We start from the raw sequence: 15,553 nt of genomic DNA on the forward strand, positions 1-15,553 counted from the left end.
GCTACTTTAGCTTTTCCATCAATGCCTGGTGGACGTTCGTCGGCAGGAAATGGGTGACATCGCCGTGATGACGCGCCACCTCTTTTACCAGCGTGGAAGAGATAAACGACCACTCTTTGGAGGGCATCAGGAACACGCTCTCCAGCTCCGGCATCAGGTGGCGGTTCATGTGCGCCAGCTGCATCTCATACTCGAAGTCTGCCACCGCGCGTAAACCACGGATAAGAATGTTTGCCTGCTGAGCGCGGGCGAAGTTAGCCATCAGGTCGCTAAACCCGACCACCTCAACATTCGGCAGGTGCGAAATGGCATCGGTGGCGAGCTGTACCCGCTCGTTGAGGTCAAACATCGGCTTTTTGCTGGGGCTGGCGGCAATGGCCAGGATCACCTTGTCGAACATGCACGCCGCACGGGTGATGATATCAAGATGACCGTTGGTGATCGGATCGAAGGTACCCGGATAAATCGCTTTTGTGCTCATGGCTCACGTTTTCTCTGAGTAGCCGCGGCAGAGCGCCCACAGCTCGGTGTATTTGTTGAAAGTATACTGGGCATTCACTACCGCGAGTAACCAGCCCTGCTTACCGTCCAGCACGCCACCACGCAGCAGCAGCGTTTTCAGGAACGCGCCCAGCGTGTGGGTGAAGATACCCGTCAGCGAGGCCTTCTTGCCGCGCTGGTGACGCTCCTGAGCCCATGCGGTGGCATAGTTGAGCTGTTTACGCTGGAAGCTCGCGAAATCACGACAGGTCAGGTGCAGCAAATCGCCCGTCAGGGGAATGACCTGGGCGCTATCGCAGCTCAGGGATTCATGCACCAGATTGTCGTTGTATTGATACCGCTCGCGCTCGTAGAGGCGCATCACGCGGTCAGGATACCAGCCGCTGTGGCGCATAAAACGGCCAAGGAAGTAGTTGCGGCGGGCAATGCTGTATACGGCGCCAGGCTGGGGCGAGGAAATCACCGCCTGAATGGCCTGCTGAAGCTCAGGCGTGATGCGTTCGTCGGTGTCGAGCATCAGGACATAATCACCTGTGGCATACCCCTGCGCGCGCTGGCGCTGGATGCCATAGCCCTGCCAGTCAGCGTCGACAAAGACTTTTGCGCCCGCTGCCCGGGCAACGTCCACCGTGTTGTCTGTACTTCCGGAGTCGAGAATGACTATCTCGTCAGCCCAGGCAACCGACGCCAGGCAATCCGGAAGCAGGTCGGCGGCGTTTTTGGCGATCATGACGACCGACAGGCGCGTTGACATCAGTGGCTCCGCTGGGGCAGATAAGGTTGCAGAAGCTGCAGCAGACGGGTCAGTGCGCCCTGGTTCTGGTGCAGCACTTCGACGGCATGACGCCCGTACCACAGGCGATAATCTTCGTCAGTCAGAAGGGTCGATACCTCTTTAACCACCGAATCCGCATCGGTCACGGTAATTAAACCATCGGCCTGCTGTAATTTCGCGCAGATATCTTTGAAGTTAAACGTGTGCGGCCCCATCAGCACCGGAATGGCGTGGGCTGCCGGCTCCAGCGGGTTATGACCGCCGCGCTCGACCAGGCTGCCACCGACAAACGCGAGGTCAGCAATGCCGTACAGCAGCATCAGCTCGCCCATCGTATCGCCAATCACCACCTGGGTGCTGCCGGAAGGAATTTCACCGCTGCTGCGCAGCGTGAAGCTGAAGCCGCCTTTCTGGACCATTTCACGGGCATCTTTAAAACGCTCCGGATGGCGCGGCACGAGGATCAGCAGTAAATCAGGGAATTTTTCCAGCAGCTTGCGGTGAGCCTGCAGAATGATCTCTTCTTCGCCATCATGAGTACTGGTGGCAATCCAGACCTGACGACGCGGGGCCCACTGGCGACGCAGCGTGATCGCACGGGCGGCGAGTTCAGGGGTAACGGAAATATCGAATTTCAGGCTGCCCGTTACCGCAAGCTGGTTGCGTTTCAGGCCCAGAGAGATAAAGCGTGCCGCGTCCTCTTCGTTCTGCGCGGCAATCAGCGTAATTTTGCTCAGCAGGCGGCGCATAAACTTACCCAGCTTGCCGTAACCTTTCGCCGAGCGCTCTGACAGGCGCGCGTTGGCAATGACCAGCGGAATTTTACGGGCATGCAGGGCGGAAATCATGTTCGGCCACAGTTCGGTTTCCATCACGATCACCAGCTTCGGGCGAACGGTATTCAGGAAACGATTCATGGCGCAGGGCAGATCGTAAGGCAGATAGACGTGCTGCACGTCTTTACCGAAAGCGGATAACGCGCGCTCCGAGCCGGTTGGCGTCATCGTCGTGACGGTGATTGGCAGCGAAGGGTAACGGTGACGCAGGGCGCGAACCAGCGGGATCGCCGCCAGCGTTTCACCGACAGAAACGGAATGCAGCAAAATACCGTCCGGTACGACTTTATTGCGGCAGAAGCCATAGCGTTCAGCCCAGCGTTTACGATACGCAGGCGCTTTCCGGCTACGAAGCAACAGTCTCAGCCACACCAGTGGCTGAATGATGTAGAGCAGAGCGGTATACAACAATTCCAAGCGATTATCCGTTTTTTTAGTTTCGGCGGGCAAATTCTAAGCATTTAGGCCAGGTAAAGCTATCTCTTATGCCAGATACCGTTTCAAACGGAAATAACGTCGACCCAGCCGCCAGCGCAGACGCGGACTTTTTGCACTTTTCCAGATGAGTTTCCAGATGCCTGTTTCGAAGAACTCTTTAATAATCATTGATTTCTTCTTCTCATCCTTCATGTTGTCGAAGGTGTGAATAATGCCCAACCCCTCTTTGGCAATTTGCCAGTGGCAGGCAGGGATCCCTTTCACTTTATCCGGGTAGCGCTGATTGATGGCGTCGAGCATCTGCAGGATTTTCATGTAGTGACGCGCGGAGCGAATCAGCGTGTCGTCATTGTCCGGCATATGGGACACCGATGCAGAGTGAATGTAGTAGTCGTAATAACGTTCACTGGTGTACTGAACCCGCTCTGCCGCGAGCAGCACTTCGGTGGTCCACGGAATATCCTGATGGCGCAGGCCGGGTTCGAAATGGAAATTGTGTTTACGGATAAAGTCGTGGCGATAGATGTTCAGCCAGGTGACGTGAAGGAATTTACGTGAATCCAGCGCCATTTTTAACCACGCAGGGCCAGCCATGACCCCTGTGGAAGCCAGTTTGTCTTCAGGGAAGATCGGGCGCGAGGGTTTCTTGTTATTCTCCCAGACGTAGTTCCCGTTACAGGTGGCGACATCCAGATCCTGCGTGACGGCCATATCCAGCAGGCGCTGGTACATGCCGGGTTTAAAGACATCATCAATATCCGGGAAAGAGAGATATTGACCCGTCGCAACGGCCAGACCGGTGTTACGCGCGATGGATACGCCCTGGTTTTGCTGTTCTATAACCTGCATCTGCGGCATTTTTTCTCGCCAGTTTTCGACGATCTCCATCGAGCGGTCAGTAGAGCCGTCATTGACAATGATGACTTCCATGCTGTCGATGCGTTGATTGACAAGGCAGGTAAAGAACTGATCCAGGAAAGCTTCACCGTTATAAACGGCAACCACCACGCTTAGCAATGGGGCAGAATTTTGCATAAGAAACCTGATTATTTTTGATTGTCGACCAGAGCAATATATTGCTGGCAAATGGCATTGATACCGAACGACGCGATGGTTGTATCGCCAACGACCGGTGGGGCGGTATAAATATCCGCCAGCGTTTTTGCCAGTGACTCGTCATTTAACTCTGCCAGCCCGCGCGCTAAAGCGCCGGTGAGGATTTCGGCAGGGCCTCCGGGGCAATTTGTACTGACCGGTGGCGTCTGGCAGATAATGGCTTCGACCAGCACATTACCAAAACCTTCGCAGTCAGAACTTAACACTAAAAGGCGTGCCCCTTTAATCCAGGGATAGGGATTGGACTCGAACGGGCGGAAAACCGTTTTGTTTTCAATGCCCAGCTCGGCAGCAAGCTGCTTGAGTTTTTGAATTTGAGCGTCAGATCCATTGCCCATCATGACCAGCGTTGTGTCAATTTTACTCAGGGCGAACGCACGTAAGAGTCGGTCGTGGCGTTTGTGCTCATGGAAGCGGCCAACATGAATAATGTAATCCTTTCCCTGCATCTCGAAGGGCGCATCCGCCAGACGCTGAATTTCAGGAATATCGAAAGGATTATGGATAACCGCTTTGCGTCGAAGATTGAGCGCCAGCGTCTCGGAAAGATCTGTCAACACGGCGCCTGAGACGGCGACAACGTTGCGGTTTTCGTAGGTATGACGGATTTTAAGATGTTTAAACCAGCGCGAAAGTCCGCTGCGATGGCGAAGATAGGAAAACGAGAACATGCCGTGCACGCAGAACCAGACTTTGTCACGTTCCAGCGCGCGGCAGTGCGACACAATGCGGTCTGTTTTGTGCAGGTGAGAGAACACCACATCAAATTTGCCGCTGCGCTCAGCTTGCTCAATCGCCTGATCCAGCAGTTGGGCGCGGCGTGGGATTTCCGTCAGCTTTCGCCACGGTTTTTTACATGTGTCCTGAACAACCTGATAATCGATGCCGTCCGGGATGGCGTAGTCGCACACTTTCCGCAGAGAGAATAGAGAGACCTGATGTCCCATTTCTATTAATCCACGGGAGAGTGTAAGAACCGTTTTTTCAGCTCCTCCACCGGGTAAACCATCAATAATCATTAGGATGCGCATTTTTAATCCAGTAATTTTTGATAAAGCGTAATAAGCTGACTTGATAGTTTTTCGGGAGTGGCGTCTTTTACACGTTCACGTGCCGCTCGTCCCATATTGTTATTTTTTTCCAGTGAAGGAATGGCGGCTACCGCTTCCTTCAATGTACTGATATCAAGTGCGTCACAATAAAATCCGTTCTGGCCTTGTTGAATAAACTCTGCACCACCGCAACTCTCTGAAGTAATGACGGGCAAGCCGCAGGCCATCGCTTCAAGAATGACGTTAGGAAAGGGATCATACAGCGTTGGCAACAGTAAACCATCGGATAGCTGATAAAAAGGCAGAGTTTCTTTTTGCACCCCCAGGAAACGGATTTGCCCCTCGCAGCCTAACGAACGGGCGAGGTCGCGATAACGACGCTCTGCTTTATCTTGCCCAACCACAATCAGCCAGGCTGATGTTCCAGCGATAGCGCGTATGGCGCTGGCTAATCCTTTTCGTTCAAACCCTGAGCCTACGAAACAGAACACAACGGCATCGGCTGGCAAACCAAATTGCTGGCGCAGCATCGCACGCTGTGCCTCCTGGGCCGGAACGAAGCGGCTGGAATCAATAGAATTATAAATCACATGAATTTTATTTGCGTCAATATCAAAGTCTTCAACGATTTCGCGTTTGATCATCTCCGCATTACAGATTACGGCTTTCAACTCGGGCGCCTGATACATTTCCCGTTCCGCACGCATCACGTAGCGGTGATAGCGGTCATACATCAGCATTTGCGCACGCCAGGCAGGTAAAATGCGCGCGCGCTGAAGCAGCCAGCGACGATGCACCCCATCACCCGCGCGATAGATATCACAACCCGGGATGCGCTCATGGCTTTGAACAATATCAAACTGCTGTTGCTGCCACAGCGCGCGCGCGGCCTGTGCAAATCCGCGCTCTCGACTGATGCGGCCCCATTTTTGAGGGTTGCAAATATGGATATGCCAGTCGTCTTGCTTCTCTCCCTGCCACTCACGCGTGATGACGTTGAGCTCAAGGTTCTGATTGCTCAGCGCGGTGAGAGCGCGCGAAACGAAGCGTTCCGCTCCGCCATCAGGGCGATACTTTTGGCGAACAATGGCCAGACGATGGTTTTTCATGACAGATATCTCCTTGCGGCGGAGACGACAGCATCAACGGGAATGGCGTCGAGATAGCGTTCTTTCGTTTTGGTATCAATGGCATCCGGATCGGGTAGCGGGCCGTAATCGCCGGCCCAGATGACTTCACCGTTGACTTGCCATGGAGACCAAAACGTGAGTTTAGAAGGGCCAAATAGCGCCACGCAGGGCGTTTGCAGCGCGGCGGCCATATGCATTGGAACGGAGTCAACGCCGATAAAAAGACGCGCATGATCGATAAGTGAGGCCAGCTGGCGCAACGTTAGCTGGCCCGCCAGCGAGACGACTCCCGTCTTTGGCGAGGCGGCGAGAATGCGATCGATCATCGCCAGCTCTTTTTTATCCGGCCCCGCGGTGAGCACAACCGTATGACCATCCTGCTGCAGTGCAGTAATGGTTTGCGCCATTTTGTCTTCGCTCCAGCATTTAAAGAACCAGCGGGACGTCGGCTGGATCACGATATAGCTGTCGCCCACAGCCGTCTGCGTCAGCTTTTGGCGGGCATGATGCCAGTCTTCTGCGGTGTAAGCCATGGTGACGGCAGGCTGCGGCGCGACCTGTAATGGCGCCAGAATGGAAAGATTCTGTTCGACCGTATGCAGGGATTTGTGACCGTCGACAGAGACCAGATCGGTGTGACAAAAACGCCAGAATGCACTGTTGCGTTTGTTAAACGCGAATCCGAGGCGAACGGGTGCACCGGTGAAACGGGTGACGATCGCGCTACGCCATTGATCGGCCAGGTTAATCACCAGATGATAATGCTGATTTCTTAACGCACGCAGCAACTGCCACTCTTTTTGAAGATGCTTGAGCGTGCCAAGCTGTTTCCATTTACGATCGATTCCATAAATTGTACCGATCGCCGGATGCGCGGCGAGCATATCGCGCGTTTCTTCATACAGCAGGACATCAATCTGCGCCTGCGGCCATTTTTGACGTAGCGAATCAATGACGGGAGTGGTCAGCAACATGTCGCCATGATGGCGGAGTTTGATAAGTAAAATGCGCAAATCAGGTGTGTCAGGTAAGTTATTCATCATCATCTTATCGGCGTTGTACTGATGGCAATTCTAATAGACCTGATAGCGACTTGCACTCTTTCTCCATAATCTCAGTAATTTCCCTGGAAGGGTTTACTCATGCTTTGGAGAGTGCGTAACATAGCGCTAACTTTCCTGTCTTGCGGACTCATTATGAACAAACCAGCGTTTATCATCACAATTGATACTGAGGGCGATAATCTCTGGCAAAATCACCGCGTCATTAAAACGGAAAATGCGCGTTATCTGGCGCGTTTCCAGGCGCTTTGTGAGCGTTTCGGCTTTAAGCCCGTGTGGCTGACCAATTACGAGATGGCGATCGAACCCGTTTTCATCGAATTCGCCAGGGACGCAATCGCCCGCGGTCAGGGGGAGGTGGGAATGCACCTTCACGCATGGAATAGCCCGCCGGAGCACGATCTCACGGGCGATGACTGGCGATGGCAGCCTTATCTGGTTGAATTTTCGGATGAGGTGATGCGCGAAAAAGTGCTGTTCATGACACGCCTGCTGGAAGAGACCTTCCAGACCAAAATGTTAAGCCACCGTGCCGGACGTTGGGCATTTGACAGTCGCTACGCAAAATTGCTCGTTGAACTGGGCTACCAGGTGGATTGCTCCGTGACGCCACGCGTGAACTGGCGCAATGCGAAAGGCGCCCCACAGGGTAATGGCGGAACGGATTATCAGCATTTCCCCGACCACGCCTATTTCATGGATTTAGACAATATTTCCCGGGCAGGCCATAGCCCATTACTCGAAGTGCCGATGAGCATTCAGTATAAACACCCGGCGTGGTTGAACACGATCAAACAGGGTTACGACAGGCTTCGCGGTAAATACCGCTCTCCCTCTGTGAACTGGCTAAGACCGTCCGGTGGGAATGCGGAGCAAATGATTCAGGTCGCACAGCAATGCCTGTCGCAGGGAAGTGAGTACGTGGAGTTTATGCTTCATTCGTCGGAATTTATGCCTGGCGGAAGCCCAACGTTTAAAGATGAGGCGGCGATTGAAGGGTTGTATCAGGATTTAGAAACGCTCTTTAGCTGGTTATCCGATAAGACGGTAGGGATGACGCTGGCGGAGTTTTATTCCGAAAAAAATAGCGCCGGGTAATCGGCGCTGTAAGGTTTATTTTTGCAGAACCGTTTTAACGGGAGTGCTGAAAATAATGGCGAAAGGTAGCCAGAACAGGACCCAATATTCCCGTGGGTTACTGATAATAAACATACCTTGAGTGATATAGAACATCAGCGCGAAGACAAGGACGGCGATCTCCGCCTTATGATCGGCCGCTAGGTGACGAAGAGACTGTCTGGCGGCATATAAAATCATACCGACGAGTAGCAGAAGCCCCACGATCCCACCCTTAAGGAAGGTAGCTAAATAGAGGCTGTGCGTTGTGGAAATGGCCTGGCCATAGCCATTAATGAACTGAAGCTCCTTGTTGAAACCCCATCCGAAAATCGCTTTCTGTTTTGCCACTTCAACGGCGTGTTGCCAGATACCAAAGCGCACGGTGCTTGCACGAGAAGACTCTTCTGCTCGATTGATAAATATATCGAATGAGCCGCTAAAATAGAAAGCGAGACCGATTAATAATAATATAATAACCGAGCCTACCAGTAGCTTAACATTCCACTTTGGTTTACAAAGAAACGCTACTGTAGAGGCTACCACCAGGGAAAGGAACGGTCCGCGACTTTGAGTCAATATTAAGCAGGCCAGCAGCAACGGGACTGGAAGATAAAACCAGACGTTACGCGTTTCCCGCACCAATATAGCGCTTAATAAAACCCCTAGTGCCATATATCCTCCGAGGTCAATGACGTTATCAGGGGCATAAGGGAAAGCATTCGAAAGTCTGTTATAAAAAATGTTCGCTTTATCAACATAAATCAGGGTGAGTATAGCGAGTGCGACAATACCTGCATAAGCTGCGCCAATGACAAATTTTTTCTTTCCCTGCAATTCACACTGACGATAAAGACATATGAAAATAAATAAATATAATGAATGTGTTAAGGCAGAGCTTACCTGAGACGATTCAGCCCAAAGATTCGAAAGTGAAAAGTATATTAAAAAGGCACCCGTTATGCCTAGGGCGTGTAGAAAGGTACGGTCATTGATAAAATGCACTCTGAATTCATTGCTAGCAATTGTGGCAATGATAAATAGCCCAAGCGCAAGATGGAATAAGTTGTTTACGCGAGAAACTCCGCAAAAAATTATGCTTAAAAATACAAAAAGCGTAAAAGGATAGAACGGAATACGTTGGTAATTAATTGAAAACATCAGTAAAATCCTTTCTGGGAAAAACAAAGTCAGGTATAGCGCTTTGAGGTGATAAATTAATAACAGTGATGTTATCTTTTTTCAAAACAGTACTTGCCAGTGTGAACGCGGGGATCACAATATTATGTACTTTGTCTCCAAGGAATGAAGGCAACATGGTGTTACCGTTTTCATAAAATCGCGGTTGGTTGAAATTATTCATATCCAGACCAGCGATGTAAATCTTATTAAATCTCAAAAAATAAATTACCTGGAGTGCCCAATACATTACGGTACCAGCATCTACCACACCGCACCTCGCATCACGGCTGAAGGCAATATTGGGGTGTGTATCGGAAAAGACGATTTCTGGCCTACCCGCTAATGCCTGGTGCAAATTAACCATTTTTATAGAGGGTTTATAGGTTTCGTAACAAATATCTTCGATGATGCATATTTCGCAGTGGATATTTTCATATGAAAAACGGTTTATGAGCTTAACGATCCCCATTACGGTCGTAAACAAAATGACATTTTTACAGCCAATGACCTGCTTTAAAATAGCAGTCTGACGGTCGATGAACGTCATGTCGACCACAAAATAGAGACTAAAATGCAGCTTGTTATTGAGATGCCATGCGCCGTTGACACCAGCAGTAACTATCGTGGATGACAGTTTTTCAAAATTAATATTTTTGATTGAAGGACCGGTTGCCGTTATCAGAACCTCACCCTCAAACCGATCCTGAAGCGAAGTAAGCGTAGTGAGGTTGATACTTTGGCCTTTATATTTTAAATCACAAATCTCTCCGGTTTCATTGCGAGATAATTTAATAAAGGGCCACAAATTTTCGTTATGGCGCATATTGCGCTTATGTGTGTATCGGTACAATTGTTTGGTTAGAGAGCCCATTCTATGCCCCTAATAATGCTTTTTTATTTATATTCGTCAATAAACTCACTATGTTATTCATATCAACATCGCTTATAGCAAACAGTTTTTCCTTCGGCTGGCTGAAATAATAACGTGTTTCAAAAACATAAGAGTTAATATTTTCATCATTACCAATCAACAGAACGTTACCGAGTGGGCGTTGTTCATAATGACAGCAAGGCCCAAATAACATAACTACCGGCACGCCGACTGCATCGGCAATGTAGACATTCCCCGAGTCAGACGCGATATAGCAATCCATTTTAGAAATGGCCCACGGCAGCTCTTCAAGCGAGATTTTGCCAATCAGATTAATAAAGTTGGGCAGTTCACCGTAAGCGCGGGTGATATCATCCATCCACGATTGTTCATTCGGGGCGCCAAACACATAAAATTCGCAGGGCAGGTCGGCGAGACGATCGGCAATTTGCTTCCAGATGACCGGCGGAACGGTTTTCGCTTTATTCCCGGCGGCTACGCTGATACCAATGCGGATCACGCCGGGTTTATCGAGGATTGCCGGATAGGTCGCAGGTTTGAAAAGTGGCTTTGTGGCGTGCTTTGGCGAGTCTTGCCAGGTTAAGGTGCGATCGGCCAGTTTGAGATAGTTCGTGACTGAAAGAGTCTTCTTACCGTGTTCAACAGTACCGTCTGCCGTTGCATAGAAAATACCGTGGTACCATCTGCGCGTGTAAGTGCTTAAAAACTGTTTGTTTTTAGCGTTACACACGGAGGCGAAAAAGAGGTTCACGCTATTGGGTTGCAGGAGATAGACATTGTCATAGCGGTTCATGATCCGGCAGGCAAAGACCAGCTTTCGCCACAGGTTACGCTTATGCTGCTCGATAAAAAAAATCTCATCGATCGTCTCATCATGCTTCGCCAGCGCACCCACGCTACGACTGATGAGCACGTCGCTTTTTTGCAGGTATGCCAGAAGGGGCGTTGCATTAACAAAATCGCCGATTTTTGCTGTCTGAATGACCAGGTTTTTACCTGTCTCTTTGCGGAACAGCTTCCGGATAAGCTTCACCGGAAAGAGTAAAATCAGCAGAAATACGTAACTCATGCGTTAGATATCCCTGTTGGAAAGCCAACGGCTGCCCTGTAAAAATGAAAAAATAGCATCTGCGCTGATATCCTTCGTTTGCTGGGTCGGGCTGACCATCTGATGCTGGTTTTTACCGTAACCCCCGATCAATCCGGGATCGGTCGGACCAAAAATCGTAATATTCGGACGATCCAGCGCCGCGGTTAAATGGCTTAAACCTGTATCAACGGAAACAACAGCATTCGCTCCCGCCAGCTGCGCGGCAACCTGCGCCAGCGTGAGTTTCGGCAATACCTCGACGTGTGAAAAACCTGCTGCCAGACGCTCTGCACGCTGCCGCTCATGTTCAGCGCCCCAGGGCAGTTTAATATGGATGCCGGTAGGTTGCATTAGTTCAATCAGGCTTCGCCAGTGCGTTTCCGGCCAGTGTTTATCGTCGCGCGTTGTGGCATGCAGGAAGACAAGATAAGGCTGAGCACAGGGATCTGTATTGCGCAAAAAGTGCTGCGCAATGGCGTAGTCGCCCTGAGTTTCCGATTTCGCATAGCCCAGGCTTTTTGCAAACAGCTCGCGGGTACGTTCGACGGCGTGCTGTTGCTTTGCGATGTGGTGGCGACGGTTATAGAACAGGCTCGCCAGCGGTTCGCGGGCGGTATGCCAGTCCATGCCGTGCTTTACGCCATGTGCCAGACGCGTCACCAGCGCGGCGCTTTTCACCAGCCCCTGGGCGTCGATGATGGCGTCGTAATGCTGTGCCCGCACCGCCTCACGGAAGGCTTTGCGTTCGGCTTTAATCGGCGCGGAGAACCACGCTTTGCGCCAGCGACGGATCGCCACCGGAATTACGCGGTCAACCGCTTCATGCCATGTGGGGATCTGCGCGAAGCCTTCTTCCACCACCCAGTCAAAACGAATGCCGGGAATGGCCCGCATGGCGTCCGTCAGTGACGGGAGCGTATGCAGAACATCGCCCATCGAAGAAGTTTTAACGATCAGTACCCGCATTCGTTATCCTTCTTCGCTCAACAGCAGTTCGTTAAGCTCTTCGAGAACGCGCTCTGGCGTAATGTCGATCAGGCTCTGATGGTAACCTTCTGCGGCATCGCCCTTGCGTACTTTGTGATAGCCGGTGATCAGGCGGATGACGCGCGCTTTATGAGAAAGCGGGGGCGTGAAGTCCGGGCTACTTGGGCCATACAGCGCCACCAGCGGGCGGTTGAGCGCGGCGGCGACGTGCATCAGGCCCGAATCGTTGCTGACCACGGCCTCACAGGCGGCAATCAGGATAACAGCCTGTTCAAGCTGCGTTTCTCCCGCCAGGTTGCGGCACCAGGCCTGCTGTTCATTACTGAGCGTCGCGAGAATTTCGTTGCCTGCCTCGTGGTCCTTTGCCGAACCGAACAGGACAATCTGGTAGCCTTCGTCAATCAGCTGTTTCGCCAGCTCCGCATAGTGGTAGTGCGGCCAGCGTTTTGCCGGGCCGAACTCGGCGCCGGGGCAGAAGCCAATGATCGGGCGTTCAGACGATAGACCAAACGCGTTACAGGTCTGGGATTTTTCACCGTCGTTAACCTGAAGCTGTGGCCACAGCAGCGGCTGCGGCAGGTCTTTCGCACTGCGCATCACGCCTTTGTCGTAGGCCAGCGCCACATAGCGCTCCACCATCAGCGGCCAGGCCTCTTTATCCAGCACCCGCGCATCGTTCAGCAGGCCGTAGCGCATTTCACCGCGCCAGCCGGTGCGATGTGGGATACCTGCAAAGAAAGGCACAAGGGCGGATTTAAAGGAGTTTGGCAGGACATACGCCCGATCGTAGCGCTTATCGCGCAGGCTATGGCCGAGCTTGCGGCGTTCGCCAATTTCCAGCGCCCCGTGGCCAAGCGGCATCGGGATCGCCTCGTTCACTTCCGGCATACGCGACAACAGCGGACGGCACCACGCGGGTGCCATCACGTCGATTATCGCCTGGGGATAACGCGCCTTGAGCGTGCGATAGAGACTTTGCGACATCATCATGTCGCCCACCCATGACGGGCCGATCACCAGAATCTTCATACTTATGCGTCGCGGTTCAGCCAGGCCATATATTCCGTTACGCCTTCGGCAACGGTCTTGAACGGCTTGTCGTAGCCTGCGGCGCGCAGGTTGGTCAGGTCAGCCTGGGTGAACGCCTGATAACGGCCTTTCAGCTTGTCAGGGAACGGAATGTACTCGATGCTGCCTTTTTTGTGATACGCCAGCGTTGCGTCAGCCACCGCCTGGAAGGACTCCGCGCGGCCTGTACCCAGGTTGAAGATGCCGGATACGCCGTTTTCCCAGAACCACAGGTTCACTGCGGCTACGTCGCCCACGTAAACGAAGTCGCGCTTAAAGCCGTCGCTGCCTTCGAACAGTTTCGGGCTTTCACCGTTATTCAGTTGGGTGTTCAGGTGGAACGCCACGCTCGCCATGCTGCCTTTGTGACCTTCGCGCGGTCCGTAGACGTTGAAGTAACGGAAGCCGACGATCTGCGAGTTCGCTTCTGGCAGCACCTGACGTACGTACTCGTCGAACAGGAATTTGGAGTAACCGTAGACGTTCAGCGGCTGTTCATACTCGCGGGATTCGATAAAGTCCGAGGTGCGGCCGCCGTAGGTTGCCGCGGAGGAGGCATACAGGAACGGAATTTCACGCTCCAGGCAGTAGTGCAGGATCTCTTTGGAGTACTGATAGTTATTGTCCATCATGTACTTGCCGTCCCACTCGGTGGTGGAAGAACACGCACCTTCGTGGAAGATGGCTTCGATCTCGCCGAACTCTTCGCCTGCCATAATCTGGATAAGGAAGTCTTCTTTATCCATGTAGTCAGCGATGTTCAGATCCACCAGGTTGACGAACTTGGTGCCGTCTTTCAGGTTGTCAACCACCAGGATGTCGGTGATGCCTTTGTCATTGAGAGCCTTAACAATATTGCTGCCGATAAAGCCCGCGCCGCCGGTAACGATGATCATAACTGTAACCTTTGAAGTGTGGAGCCCGGGGACAATCCCGGACGCTAATGTCTCTATCATATCATTAGTATGGCTGCCCTTCAGCCATTCACCTTCACAGCGCAGGGGTACGCGTGATTTATGCTGCAAAAACGACAAGAGATGACGTGTCATCTCGTCATGAACTATAGGTTTGGGTAATATGTCCCGAAATTTGCCGAGTCTGGAGAATTGCAATGCGTGGTGATTTTTACAAACAGTTAAACAGCGACCTCGACACCGCACGTGCGGAAGGGTTGTTCAAGGAAGAGCGTATTATCACGTCTGCCCAGCAGGCGGACATCACCGTTGCCGACGGCAGCCATGTGATCAACTTTTGTGCGAACAACTACTTAGGTCTTGCGAATCACCCTGAGCTGATTGCCGCTGCAAAAAACGGCATGGACACCCACGGTTTCGGCATGGCCTCCGTACGCTTTATCTGCGGTACGCAGGACAGCCACAAGCAGCTTGAGCAAAAGCTGGCGAGCTTCCTCGGAATGGAAGACGCGATTCTGTACTCCTCCTGCTTCGACGCCAACGGCGGTCTGTTTGAGACCCTGCTTGGCGCAGAAGATGCGATTATCTCCGACGCCCTGAACCACGCCTCCATCATCGACGGCGTACGCCTGTGTAAAGCGAAGCGTTTCCGCTACGCCAACAACGACATGGTCGAGCTGGAAGCGCGCCTGAAAGAGGCGCGTGAAGCGGGCGCTCGCCACGTGCTGATCGCCACCGACGGCGTGTTCTCCATGGACGGCGTGATCGCCAACCTGAAGGGCGTGTGCGACCTGGCGGATAAATACGACGCGCTGGTGATGGTAGATGACTCTCACGCGGTCGGTTTTGTCGGCGAAAATGGCCGCGGTTCCCACGAATACTGTGACGTGATGGGCCGCGTGGATATCATCACCGGTACGCTGGGCAAAGCGCTCGGCGGCGCGTCCGGCGGCTATACCGCCGCGCGTAAAGAGGTGGTCGAGTGGCTGCGCCAGCGCTCTCGCCCGTACCTGTTCTCCAACTCCCTGGCGCCGGCCATTGTTGCCGCCTCCATCAAGGTACTGGAGATGGTGGAGTCGGGCGCTGAGCTGCGCGACCGCCTGTGGTCCAACGCCCGCCTGTTCCGTGAAAAAATGAGCGCCGCAGGGTTTACCCTGGCCGGTGCTGACCACGCGATCATTCCGGTGATGCTGGGCGATGCGGTCGTCGCGCAGCAATTTGCCCGCGAACTGCAGAAAGAAGGGATTTACGTCACCGGGTTCTTCTTCCCGGTGGTGCCAAAAGGTCAGGCGCGTATCCGCACCCAGATGTCTGCGGCGCATACGCCTGAACAAATTGAACGTGCGGTGGAAGCCTTTACCCGCATCGGCAAACAGCTGGGCGTAATTGCCTGAG

At 52.6% G+C, this 15,553-nt stretch carries 15 protein-coding genes; 2 read left to right on the plus strand and 13 right to left on the minus strand.

Features of this window, described 5'->3' with window-relative positions; all coding sequences use genetic code 11:
* Position 1 precedes the first annotated feature (1 nt).
* From coaD to rfaQ, 7 genes are all read right to left on the minus strand, one after another.
* Positions 2 to 481, minus strand: coding sequence for a pantetheine-phosphate adenylyltransferase (coaD, locus tag EnteroDNA1_RS14530; protein ID WP_023334018.1), 480 nt, complete (start codon positions 479 to 481; stop codon positions 2 to 4).
* Between the two features lie 3 nt (positions 482 to 484).
* Entirely contained in the window at positions 485 to 1,255 is a 771-nt protein-coding gene (locus EnteroDNA1_RS14535) for a glycosyltransferase family 2 protein (RefSeq protein ID WP_045887674.1), read from the minus strand.
* On the minus strand, positions 1,255 to 2,529 hold the full coding sequence (waaA, locus tag EnteroDNA1_RS14540) for a lipid IV(A) 3-deoxy-D-manno-octulosonic acid transferase (protein ID WP_029740803.1): 1,275 nt from the start codon (positions 2,527 to 2,529) through the stop codon (positions 1,255 to 1,257). The genes EnteroDNA1_RS14535 and waaA overlap by 1 nt, the downstream gene beginning before the upstream one ends.
* Before the next feature lie 66 nt (positions 2,530 to 2,595).
* Positions 2,596 to 3,585 (minus strand): glycosyltransferase, encoded by a 990-nt coding sequence (locus tag EnteroDNA1_RS14545; protein ID WP_069303471.1) that lies wholly within the window; start codon positions 3,583 to 3,585, stop codon positions 2,596 to 2,598.
* Positions 3,586 to 3,596: 11 nt separating this feature from the next.
* On the minus strand, positions 3,597 to 4,697 hold the full coding sequence (locus EnteroDNA1_RS14550; protein WP_069303472.1) for a glycosyltransferase: 1,101 nt from the start codon (positions 4,695 to 4,697) through the stop codon (positions 3,597 to 3,599).
* 2 nt (positions 4,698 to 4,699) lie between these two features.
* The gene (locus tag EnteroDNA1_RS14555; protein ID WP_069303473.1) at positions 4,700 to 5,827 is read right to left on the minus strand and encodes a glycosyltransferase family 4 protein; all 1,128 of its coding nucleotides are present in this window, start codon (positions 5,825 to 5,827) and stop codon (positions 4,700 to 4,702) included.
* Entirely contained in the window at positions 5,824 to 6,894 is a 1,071-nt protein-coding gene (rfaQ, locus tag EnteroDNA1_RS14560; protein ID WP_073001641.1) for a putative lipopolysaccharide heptosyltransferase III, read from the minus strand. Before rfaQ ends, EnteroDNA1_RS14555 begins: the two co-directional genes overlap by 4 nt.
* A 150-nt stretch (positions 6,895 to 7,044) precedes the next feature.
* Here rfaQ and EnteroDNA1_RS14565 point away from each other — a divergent pair, with 150 nt between their 5' ends.
* Entirely contained in the window at positions 7,045 to 8,007 is a 963-nt protein-coding gene (locus EnteroDNA1_RS14565; RefSeq protein ID WP_064673813.1) for a polysaccharide deacetylase family protein, read from the plus strand.
* A 15-nt stretch (positions 8,008 to 8,022) separates the two neighbouring features.
* Here the strand turns inward: EnteroDNA1_RS14565 and EnteroDNA1_RS14570 are convergent, their stop codons facing one another.
* From EnteroDNA1_RS14570 to rfaD, 6 genes are read right to left on the minus strand one after another with little or no spacing between them, the layout of a single operon-like run.
* Positions 8,023 to 9,186, minus strand: a complete 1,164-nt coding sequence (locus EnteroDNA1_RS14570) for an O-antigen ligase family protein (protein ID WP_064673812.1) — start codon at positions 9,184 to 9,186, stop codon at positions 8,023 to 8,025.
* Positions 9,173 to 10,030: a sugar glycosyltransferase gene (locus EnteroDNA1_RS14575; RefSeq protein WP_231113514.1), complete on the minus strand. Its 858-nt coding sequence runs from the start codon at positions 10,028 to 10,030 to the stop codon at positions 9,173 to 9,175. Before EnteroDNA1_RS14575 ends, EnteroDNA1_RS14570 begins: the two co-directional genes overlap by 14 nt.
* Before the next feature lie 49 nt (positions 10,031 to 10,079).
* Positions 10,080 to 11,168 carry a glycosyltransferase family 9 protein gene (locus EnteroDNA1_RS14580; protein ID WP_069303474.1) on the minus strand — a complete coding sequence of 363 codons (1,089 nt, stop codon included), beginning with the start codon at positions 11,166 to 11,168 and terminating at the stop codon, positions 10,080 to 10,082.
* Positions 11,169 to 11,171: 3 nt separating this feature from the next.
* Complete coding sequence (gene rfaC, locus EnteroDNA1_RS14585) at positions 11,172 to 12,155, minus strand: lipopolysaccharide heptosyltransferase RfaC (protein WP_069303475.1); 984 nt, start codon at positions 12,153 to 12,155, stop codon at positions 11,172 to 11,174.
* Positions 12,156 to 12,158: 3 nt separating this feature from the next.
* Positions 12,159 to 13,205 (minus strand): ADP-heptose--LPS heptosyltransferase RfaF, encoded by a 1,047-nt coding sequence (rfaF, locus tag EnteroDNA1_RS14590; RefSeq protein ID WP_069303476.1) that lies wholly within the window; start codon positions 13,203 to 13,205, stop codon positions 12,159 to 12,161.
* Between the two features lie 2 nt (positions 13,206 to 13,207).
* The gene (gene rfaD / locus EnteroDNA1_RS14595; protein ID WP_008502707.1) at positions 13,208 to 14,140 is read right to left on the minus strand and encodes an ADP-glyceromanno-heptose 6-epimerase; all 933 of its coding nucleotides are present in this window, start codon (positions 14,138 to 14,140) and stop codon (positions 13,208 to 13,210) included.
* Positions 14,141 to 14,355: 215 nt separating this feature from the next.
* On the opposite strand from rfaD, the gene kbl reads away from it, so the two are divergent.
* Complete coding sequence (gene kbl / locus EnteroDNA1_RS14600) at positions 14,356 to 15,552, plus strand: glycine C-acetyltransferase (protein ID WP_024906617.1); 1,197 nt, start codon at positions 14,356 to 14,358, stop codon at positions 15,550 to 15,552.
* Position 15,553: the final 1 nt, after the last annotated feature.

This window comes from Enterobacter sp. HK169 (assembly GCF_001719105.1).
GTDB classification, from domain to species: Bacteria; Pseudomonadota; Gammaproteobacteria; order Enterobacterales; family Enterobacteriaceae; genus Enterobacter; species Enterobacter asburiae_B.